Source organism: Bartonella sp. AP72JLCBS, from assembly GCF_042195705.1.
GTDB lineage: Bacteria > Pseudomonadota > Alphaproteobacteria > Rhizobiales > Rhizobiaceae > Bartonella.
On sequence record NZ_JBHIOU010000005.1, the window covers coordinates 34,109 to 44,840 of the forward strand.

At 39.7% G+C, this 10,732-nt stretch carries 6 protein-coding genes; 2 read left to right on the forward strand and 4 right to left on the reverse strand.

Annotated elements, in window-relative coordinates; genetic code table 11:
• Positions 1 to 1,677 precede the first annotated feature (1,677 nt).
• From ACFILO_RS03920 to ACFILO_RS03930, 3 genes are all read right to left on the reverse strand, one after another.
• Positions 1,678 to 2,073 (reverse strand): hypothetical protein, encoded by a 396-nt coding sequence (locus tag ACFILO_RS03920; RefSeq protein WP_375613814.1) that lies wholly within the window; start codon positions 2,071 to 2,073, stop codon positions 1,678 to 1,680.
• A 641-nt stretch (positions 2,074 to 2,714) separates the two neighbouring features.
• Positions 2,715 to 3,950, reverse strand: coding sequence for an MFS transporter (locus tag ACFILO_RS03925; RefSeq protein WP_375677905.1), 1,236 nt, complete (start codon positions 3,948 to 3,950; stop codon positions 2,715 to 2,717).
• A 535-nt stretch (positions 3,951 to 4,485) separates the two neighbouring features.
• Positions 4,486 to 4,611, reverse strand: coding sequence for a hypothetical protein (locus tag ACFILO_RS03930; protein WP_375631859.1), 126 nt, complete (start codon positions 4,609 to 4,611; stop codon positions 4,486 to 4,488).
• A gap of 918 nt (positions 4,612 to 5,529) precedes the next feature.
• On the opposite strand from ACFILO_RS03930, the gene ACFILO_RS03935 reads away from it, so the two are divergent.
• A complete protein-coding gene (locus ACFILO_RS03935) occupies positions 5,530 to 5,901 on the forward strand; it encodes a helix-turn-helix domain-containing protein (RefSeq protein ID WP_375677868.1) in 372 nt (123 codons plus the stop codon).
• Positions 5,902 to 6,305: 404 nt separating this feature from the next.
• Here ACFILO_RS03935 and clpB read toward each other — a convergent pair whose 3' ends face one another.
• Entirely contained in the window at positions 6,306 to 8,885 is a 2,580-nt protein-coding gene (clpB, locus tag ACFILO_RS03940) for an ATP-dependent chaperone ClpB (protein WP_375621470.1), read from the reverse strand.
• 457 nt (positions 8,886 to 9,342) lie between these two features.
• Between clpB and ACFILO_RS03945 the strand changes: the two genes are divergently transcribed.
• Positions 9,343 to 10,374 (forward strand): DUF3472 domain-containing protein, encoded by a 1,032-nt coding sequence (locus ACFILO_RS03945; RefSeq protein WP_375677869.1) that lies wholly within the window; start codon positions 9,343 to 9,345, stop codon positions 10,372 to 10,374.
• Positions 10,375 to 10,732 lie beyond the last annotated feature (358 nt).

Sequence of the window (10,732 nt, forward strand, 5' to 3'; positions counted from 1 at the left end):
CCTAAAGCCTTGCCGCCTGATATCACCACATCTCAAAAAAACGGTTTACGGCACCGGTTTACGACATCATAGGATAACAAACTTCAAAATAGGATAAAAACACCAAAACCTTGGAAAAACATCCCCACCCCTCTCACAGAATCTTATCAAAAGATCTCTTCTGATTTAAACGCACAATTCCGATTGTATCATTATGATACCTTTTTACATTTACCTTGTCAAGTTTTTATATTTTTCTTTTGATATTTTTGTATTTTTCTTTAAGGGAGCCACATCCCTCAAAACACCTTTCCTGCAAAATGCCCCTCATACAAAACACAATGTCTAAAACAACAAGAGCTAAAATAGGATTTTTCCTAAATAGGCATCCCTCTAAATGGGCTTCTGCCTAAATAGAATTCCCTCTAAATAGGATTTCCTCTAAATAGGATTTCCCCTCTAAATAGGCTTTCATTGTATTGCTCATTCACCCACTTATTAAAAAAACACCTCTCAATGCTTCTCACACCCATTTCACGGATATCCCCCATACAAATATAGACGCAAATATAATTGTTAAGCTCCGCATAGAATATAAACGCCCACCACGAGATTTTTCTCTTCACATCTCTTTACACATCAACTCTGCAATCTGTTCACAGCCATTCCCCACACACTCTTCTCCAGAAAACGCACTTAACACCCCTCTTCATCCCAACTTTCTCCTCCATTCACAAACGCGTCCCCCAATCCTCGCACCACATTCCATGCCATAATAAAAGCTCTCACAAAGCACAAATCCTCCGCTTCATTTTACAGATTCACATTTCTACGCTTTTACATCTTTACAGAACGCAGCCAAGGAAAGGTTCACCGCCCCGCACCACTCTATAAACAATAGTCTATAAACGAACCCAGCTTTTTGCCTAGTACCCCTTACAGTCTTCAGACGCCCTCCTCAAACGACAGCACTTCGTCAAGCTTGACAAATCAAACCCTATCTCCTTAAAAACTGCCATCCTTCACGCATCTCTTTGCACCAACGCCTTACCCACACTCTCCCCCCTATCCATGCGCACACTCTCTTCATCCTCCATTCCCCCTTTTTCCCTCCCATCACACACTCACAACTTAACAGCACTCTTCATCCCAGCGTTCCCCGCTCCATTCACAAATACATCCCCCAATCCTCGCACCACATTCCATGCCATAATAAAAGCTCTCACAAAGCACAAATCCTCCGCTTCATTTTACAGATTCACATTTCTACGCTTCTCCACATTTACAAAACGCAGCCAAAGGAAACTCCCAAACCACCACGCGACAATTTGATAAAAACAAAACACCTTTCCAACAATCTCAAACAACAGATTTCTGTAAAGAGTTCATATGAATTTGATTGTTTAGATCTGACTATTAGATTGGCATATAGAGCCGTAGAACAGAAAGTAATTTTCTATAAGACAGAAACGATAAAAGCGCTATATAACTGAGACAGAACATGAAAGATTGCAAACAGATAAAACGACATCTTTCTTCGTTACAACACTGAAATTGTAACCGAGACGACGAATAATTGTCATCTGAATATGCAATTTTCATATCTGCAAATTTTTATTGATTAATTCAATCCCAACACTTCCCCTGAAACACATTTCTTCATTATCTACTTTTTTGAGACAAACCGGCAAAGGGGTTTCATCGATTATAAGTGCGGATATAATAACGCGTTACTCCAACCTCATCATAAGAAACCATAGACAAGATACCTGTCTTTATTGGCGTTATTTGATAAGTCAAGATTACACCATTTTGCTGTTTGTTTGGTTGATCTGTATAGATCACGTTATATCCATTCCGTCGCAAGAGATCAATAAATACAGGAGTAAAGTTGTCTTCTGTTTTATTTTTTTTCACAATAAGTGTTGTTGTAGCGGGCGGTAAAGGTTTTTTAAGATTACGAACAAAATCGTTAGCAATTAATTTTACATCATCTTTCGTAATATTTGGACTGACATAACTTGATGAATAATTACTGATAGATGCACAACCAGCCACCAATACAAGCGGTAACGGAAATAAATATTTTGACATCTTAACTCCCCTATTAATTGCATTCTCTTCTGAGAAGCTCCTACACCAGAAATAAGAGCCTCCTTTCAAAGAATAGCCTTAACAACATACTGCTTTACTATCAAGCATTAGTTAATCACTTTCTCGCTTGTTAAAAAAACGACCACCATCTCTCATAGTACTCAAAGCTTATGTTTAAGACACAAAATATATATGTTAAAAGTACGAAAAAACACATGTAAAGCATATAGTATATGTATACTTACTTTCATGGTGTGTTGCATTACATAAACCAACGCACAGCACCCTTCATTTCCCCTCCATTCACGAAGACACTTTCCCCCAATCCTTCTCACCCCTCCATATCATGACAAAAAACACGCACAATATATAAACCACAAATCCCCACTTCACTTTTACAGATTCATATTTTTACGCTTCTCCACATTTACAGAACAAAACCAAGGAAAGGTTCACCCCCCCCATACCACTCTATAAACAACGGTCTGTAAAGAGTTCAAATGCTTGCCTAGCAAGTTTCCACCACTGACCACTCATCGTTTCAGATCACCCCCTTCAAAAAGCGGTGTTTTTACCTCATGAATAAGATAATGAGCGAACCGTCTTTAAAAAAAAGAAACGGCATGGAGATATCAAATATATCAATGGTCGTCATCGACTGTCGTGTTAAGAGGTGTTAACTCTTTATTTTTCTTAATTTTTACAACGCCAAGAATTCCCGTGGAAATAATGAAGGCAGACATCGCTAAAAAAGAGCTTAACAATCCCACGAGAGCCAAAAGTCCAGCAATAAAGCCAGACATTGCTTCCGCAGAGTTTGCTAAAGTTGAAAAGGTTCCAAAACTCTTACCAAAATCTTCACGACGAGAATATAATTGAATAGCTGAGACTAAACCAATATCCACAAAGGCACCAATAAATCCTAGAACAAATGCTAACACGAGAAGGAGTTTTAAATAAATTTCTGCAGCTAAGGGCATAACAAACAGGATAACCCCATAAAGAAGCCAAAATATCATGAGCTTCAACGATGTAATATTTAATATAATTTTACTATAGAACAAACCACCAACAATAGTTCCAACAGCCATGAGAGAAAAAATATAACTCACAAGGCTTTCCTCTCCCCCCACAAAAAGAACAAAAGCTGGAATTAAAAATCTTAAAATAGCACCCGTAAAGAGAATAGCAAACGATGAGCCAACGAGCGTAATAAATAAATTATTATTTTCTGTAGAAATATATTTAAGATATGAAGCTGTTTCTCGATAAATTTTTATAAAATTGAATGATTTATTCTCGCTTGAATTTAAATTCATGAGATTAAATAACACGATAATAGATATAAAATAGGTAAAAAAATCAAAAATGAGTACTGCCGATTTATTTGCAAAAAAAAGCAGTATAGAACAAACCAAAGGGCCAATGACGGCTGCCGTTTCCATGATAATTTGAGCAATGCTATTGGCCTTTGTAAGATCTTTTATTGAAAACATTCTGGGAATAGCAGCTTGAAAACTTGGTTGGAAAATACTTCTTCCTATCGTTGTACATATTGCTGCAAAAATAAGAACAATGATATGTGCCGTACCTGTTATATAAGTTATAAAAACAAACAATGAAGCTAATAATCTCACAACTTCACTTAAGATCATATTTTTCTTCAAAGAAAAATTATCCGCTAACCAACCTCCTATAGGGCCCAAAAAGAGAAAAGGGATAAATCGAAAAAAATACACAAGACCTGTAAAAAAGGTGTTATCTGTTAATTCTAAGACCAGTAAAATAAAAACAACTTCATAAGCATAATCACCAACTTTGGAAATAAAGAGAGAGCAAAAAAGAGCTAATGGACTCTTTTTTAAAAACAAATTCATATCAACCATCCGATATTAAACTTTTCTACACTTAAAGTTACACTTCCTTCGATACAATTGGTGATATGAACTTCAGAAGAGTCTTTTATTCTAATAAATCACTTAATAAGTTAAGTGAAAATTTTTAAAGAAATACTCTTCTTGATATAAGCATTTAGACCAATATCAAGTAATATATTAATTTTTCTTTCTTATTTGCTTTAAAAAAAAAGAAAGAATGTAAAAATTATGAGATCAAAATCTGCTATATTAGTACATTGACCTCCGCCCCACGTTTCAAAGAATGAAAATTCCCAACCAGCACTAGTCTACAATCCCACAACAAAAAGCAGCTTTCCCCACAAAATAAAGCTTACACCCAACCACTCCTCAAACGACAGCACTTCGTCAGGCTCAACAAATCAAGCCCTCTCTCCTTAAACCACCATCCTTCATCCCTTCGCACCACCACCTCTTATCCACACTCTCCTCCTATCCATGCGCACTCTCTTCATCCTCCATTCCCCCTTTTTTCTCCCATCACACACTTAACAACTTAACACCCCTCTTCCCTCCAGCTTCCCCCTCCATTTATGAAAACACTTCCCTCCAATCCTCGCACCACATTCCACGCCCCCAAAAGCCCAAAGTGACCAAAAACACGCACAATATATAAATCCATAAGTCCTTCGTTTCACTTTTACAGATTCACATTTTTACGTTTTTACATCTTTACAGAACAAAGCCAACGAAAAGTTCACCACCCCGCACAGCTCTATAAACAATAGTCTATAAACGAATCCAGCTTTTTGCCTAGTACCCCTTACAGTCTTCAGACGCCCCCCTCAAACGACAACACTTCATCAAGCTCAACAAATCAAGCCCTGCCCTCAAATATTCTAGCTCTTCACTCCCCCTAAAAGAGCAGTGTTTTACGGCATAATAGAATAGAAAATTTTTGATTTTTCTTGCTAATCTTCTGAAATTACTTTATCACTTAAAGTGTGATTTTGATCGTCCACGCACCGATCAATAGGGAAGACGAGCCCTAAGCTCTAGCGTAAAAACGAACCCGCTTTACGGATATCTTCAAATTCCGGGAGATTTTGCTATGTCCAGGTGCTTTAAGCACTAAAAGCAAAAAGCTGAGTCAAGTCAGTGTTTTTAACTCCCGGAATACCAATACGAGGGCGGCTCGCCCCCAGCGGGGGGCTTGAAGTGCAAATCAAAAATCCACATTTTATCGACATTTCTGATTAAGCAAAAAACGCGATTTATAATCCATATTTCGCACTTTTTTAAAAAGTACCCAATTTTATAGTCTTTGAGATTATTTTGATTTTTCTTGCCAATTTTCTGAAACTACTTTATTACTTAAAGGGTGAGTTTGGTCGTATACGCGACGATCAATAGGGAACTGAAAGCCCGAAACCTCGATACATAAGAATGAACCCACTTTTGTGGGTGTCCCGGGATTCCGGGAGATTTTGCTATGTCCAGGTGCGATGAGCACTAAAAGCAAAATGCTGATTCGAGGTCAGTGCTTTCAGGCTCCCGGAATACCAATGCGAGGGCGCTCGCAACCGGAGGGGGGCTTGAAGTGCCAACTAAAAATCCACATTTTATCGACATTTTAATAGGCAAAAGAATCCGTCATAGACGCATTTCCATGGGACTTTCCCAAAAAGAATTAGGAAACTATTTAGGTGTCAGTTTCCAACAAATCCAAAAATACGAAAAAGGCTTCAATCGTGTAAGTGCCAAATGTTTACTGGAAATCGCCCAAAAACTAGAAGTTCCTATGAACTTTTTTTATGCAGACATTGCCACAAAAGAAGATCTTTCAACAAAAGAAACCCTCTTACACCACAATCAAGAAACCTATAGCGAAAAAGAACACACCCTTTTGAAAAATTTTAGAGAGCTCCAGCCGAAAAAACAAAAAGCAATCTTGTGGCTAATCTCTGATTAAGCAAAAGCGCAACGATCAACGTTATTTGCTAATATATCAAACAACAAAACATCCTTAAGTCAAATTCAGATCAGCTCCCCACACCCCTTCAAAGAGCAATGTTTTACGGCGGATAAACGGCATTTCTCTTTAACGCTTTTACGCACAAAGCAATAAAGCAATCCCGCTTGTGACTTCACTTATAACATTGCAAGAAAATAGTTTTCACGACAATCAGAAGTAAAAGAATCCTACGATATTCGAAAACGCTGATTTAACATGCAAAAACACCAGCCACTCCCTTTGCTTTGCAATAAAATACCGCTGTCTCATCGTGAATTTTTCTAAATCAGCACGCTTCAAAGAGCGGTGTTTATCACATAATAGGATTATCACCGCCCTTTATACCATGAATTTTTCCAAACTTAATCTTCAGGCAAAAATTCCAACCGATCTCCTTGTTTTGTAATTTTCACCGTTGTCTCATCATGAATTTTTCCAAATAAGATATTTTCCGCCAGTGGATCTTGAATTTCTTTTTGGATAATCCGTTTAAGCGGACGCGCACCATAGAGCGGATCATAGCCTTTATCGGCAAGAAATTTTCTCACCTCTGGCTCGATTTGCAAAGTTATTTTGCGTTCATTGAGCAAATTTTGCAAATGCTCTATCTGAATATCGACGATAGCTTCCATATCGTGACGTTGCAGCCTTTGAAAGAGAATAATCTCATCAATACGGTTTAAAAATTCAGGACGGAAAGCCGCTTTAACGACATTCATAACATCATTTTTTGCCTGATCGGTTGTTTGCCCTTCAGGCAAAGCAGTTAAAAACTCAGCACCAAGATTAGAAGTCATAATCAGCAAGGTATTGCGAAAATCAACGGTACGTCCTTGACTATCAGTCAAGCGTCCCTCATCCAACACTTGCAACAAGAGATTAAAAATATCAGGGTGTGCTTTTTCAATTTCGTCAAACAGAATGACCTGGTAAGGTCTTCTACGTACAGCTTCGGTCAGCACCCCCCCCTCTTCATATCCAACATATCCAGGAGGTGCCCCAATCAGCCGCGCCCCAGCATGCTTTTCCATATATTCCGACATATCGATGCGCAACATGGCATTGGAGTCTTGGAAAAGAAAAGCGGCAAGAGCTTTGGTTAATTCGGTTTTCCCCACACCAGTAGGACCCAAAAACATGAAAGAGCCAAGGGGACGATTGGGATCTTGCAACCCTGCACGCGCGCGGCGTACAGCACGAGAAACAGCTTGAACAGCCTCTCCCTGACCAATCACACGTTTGCTAATTTCATCTTCCATCCGCAACAGCGCCTCCCGTTCTGCCTCCAGCATTCGATCAACAGGAATACCGGTCCAGCGTGAAACAATCCGCGCCACATGTTCAGCAGTAACCGTCTCTTCAACGAGATGATTTTGTTGGTCATCATTTTCCGCAATACTCAATTGTTTTTCGAGTTCAGGGATAACGCTATAAGCGAGCTCTCCAGCGCGTTGGAATTGTCCATCACGTTGTGCAATAGCCAAAGCATTACGAGCTTCTTCGAGTTGTTTTTTCAAATCAGCAGCATGCCCTAATTTTTGTTTCTCAGCCTGCCAAGCACTTGTCATCTCAGCGGACTGTTGTTCCAATGTTTTGAGTTCCTCCTGCACATTTTCCAAACGTTCTTTTGCTGTTGGCTCGACATCTGTTTTCAAAGCTTCCCGTTCGATCTTCAACTGTAAAATACGCCGATCAACAGCATCGAGTTCTTCCGGCTTTGAATCGACCTGCATGCGCAACCGCGCCGCCGCTTCATCGATAAGGTCAATAGCTTTATCCGGCAAGAAGCGATCCGTAATATAGCGGTTAGACAAACGCGCCGCCGCAATCAAAGCACTATCAGCCAAGCGCACTTTGTGATGTTGTTCATATTTTTCCTTAATACCGCGCAAGATAGAAATAGTATCTTCCAAAGAGGGTTCAGGTACAAAGACAGGTTGGAAGCGGCGTGCAAGAGCAGCATCTTTTTCGACATATTTTCGATATTCATCGAGCGTAGTAGCGCCCACACAATGGAGTTCTCCGCGCGCAAGAGCAGGTTTTAACAAGTTAGAAGCATCCATAGGACCATCAGATTTTCCAGCGCCAACAAGATTATGCAATTCATCGATAAACAAAATGATCTGACCATTTTCAGCTTGCACCTCTGCCAGCACCGCTTTAAGGCGCTCTTCGAATTCCCCACGATATTTTGCACCAGCGATAAGCGCTCCCATATCCAACGCATGAAGCTGTTTATCCCGCAAAGTTTCAGGTACATCGCCATTAACAATGCGCAATGCCAACCCTTCCACAATAGCTGTTTTCCCCACCCCAGGCTCACCGATAAGCACAGGATTATTTTTGGTCCGCCGTGAAAGCACCTGAATAGTGCGGCGGATTTCCTCTTCCCGCCCAATCACAGGGTCGAGTTTTCCTTCACGGGCATCTTTTGTGAGATCCCGGGCATATTTTTGCAAGGCATCATATTGTCCTTCGGCATGGGGGCTTGAGGCTGTTTTTCCTTTCCGCAGCGCATTAATTGCCCGATTAAGCGCTTGCGGGGTCAATCCTCCACTTGTTAAAATATCGGCTGTTTTTGCGGTCTTTTCCATGATCAGCGCTTGCAACATGCGCTCCACGGTCACAAACTGATCACCGGCTTTTTTCGCAATATCCTCAGCCAGCGCGAAAACTTTTGCCAATGGCTGCGAAAGATAGAGCTGTCCATTTCCCCCCTGCACTTTAGGCAAAGCATCAAGTGCTTCTTTTAGCGCCTTTTGAATAAGAGTAAGATCACCACCAGCGTTTTGGATAAGCGATGCAGCCAATCCTTGAGAATCGTCTAACAACACTTTCAGGAAATGCTCCGGCATAAACTGCTGATGATCAGAAGCAAGAGCGCTATTTTGTGCTGATTGTAAAAAACCCTGCACGCGTTCGCTATATTTTTCCAAGTTCATTTTTTTTCCTTAAATCTCAAGCCATCACCACACTTTAACCTCTCCAATATTCCACAAAAGAAACATCCAGAAAGGATTTTCCAGCCTCTAAAAAACACCGCGAAAAAAGCAGCATGAAGAAGAACCATAGTGCTAAAAAGAATATGGGTTTCTACAAGCCTCATAGCAAGAGGGAGAAAAAAAATACGCTATCATTTTAAATAAAAACCGCAACTTTTCTTATACCCCCCATCATCACTCCCCTTTTTAAACCATCACCCCTAAATTCCACCATTAAACTTAAATTTGAACAGCAGAAAAGGAGCATGCAAAAACACTTTAAACAAAGTAGTCTTTACAGCATATAGTTTAGAGTAAACATTAAAGTATTTTCTCTAATTTTACTTAACAAAACATTGAATATATGCTTTAATACTTATAAAGTTACACTATTTTTATTAAGATAGAGGATTTGAGTATGTACCATACTGTAAAAAAGGTTATTTTAATACTTTTATTCCTTCTGATAAGTAAACCAAGCTATGCCGTTTTTGCCGGCAAAGTTATTACAATAGAGCATGAATGGCTTAAAAATGCATCATTTGATCTATTTGTTTTCACCCAGCAAGTAAATTACGATGGTGGGCCTAACTCCATCTATTTCTGGGGAAATAAATTTGAATTCCAAAATGGAAAAAGTGGACAAATTGGTTTTTTCAACAGGAGCGGCCGTACCATTCATTTTTCTATCTGGAATGCAACGGGATGGAAGGGTAATACATGTAAGCATTTTACTCAGGAAGGTTCAGGAGTACGATGTGAAATCAAGTTTCCATGGGAGATGGGACGCAGATATCGATTATATGTTGAAAAAAATGGAAATCTAGTTACAGCGACAGTAGTCGATTTTATAACGGGTAAAAAAGTGAATATTGGGACCATAGAAGTACCAAATACATTTGGACAACTCCGTAAATCTTCAAGTTTTGTTGAAGACCATTCTCGTTGGAAGAGACATCTCTCCTCCTGTTATGATTTAAGTCCGCAAAGTTCGATTTTTTTTGAGCCTCAAGGCATAAAACAAAACAAGCTACACGAAGGGAGTCTGAAAGCTTCTAATCAAGGAAAGTGTCAAGATTCTAACTTCATCCAAACATCATGTACATCCAACTTTTGCATGACAAGTATAAGCGACTTTGGAGGTTTAGCCTCGCCTACTACTAAACCAGAAATACAAATTTCCAATGAGAAAGATCTGTCTGCAGAAACAATTTCTAACGTTTTGAAACAAAAAGAGCTTGTCGTTATTCGTTCAAAAAATCGTTCTTGGGCACCCAATATCTTTTTGCCATCTCCTGATTCATTTAAGTGGAAATCAATCTTTATAGATCATCTAGCGGCTTTCAGTTCTACGCTTCACACCACTCACGGCACACAAAAGATAACCACAGGTCAAAAGATTATGTATATGTCTGATGGAAAAACTTGGAAGATTATGAAAAGAAACTAGCTTTTTTCTTCTTGATAAGCCCCTCACTCCCCTTTGAAAACAACTGGGGGTGAGAAAGTTTTTTTCATTTCCCCACCACGGCTCCCTTTCCCAGTTATTTTTTCGAGCCCTGCTCTCATCCCTTTTAACTTCCCTCGTCACCAGACTTTCCAGGGCATTTTCTCCATTCTCACCCCCTTTCAAAACCACAACACCCTTTAATAAAATCCTCACCTCCCTCTTCTATCACCCTCACACCATCCCTTCACGCATCCCTTTGCACTACCCCGCCTCTTATCCACACCCTCCCCCTTGTCCATAGGCACTCTCCCATTCCACGCACTCCTTTTTCTCTCCCATCACACATTCACGACTTACA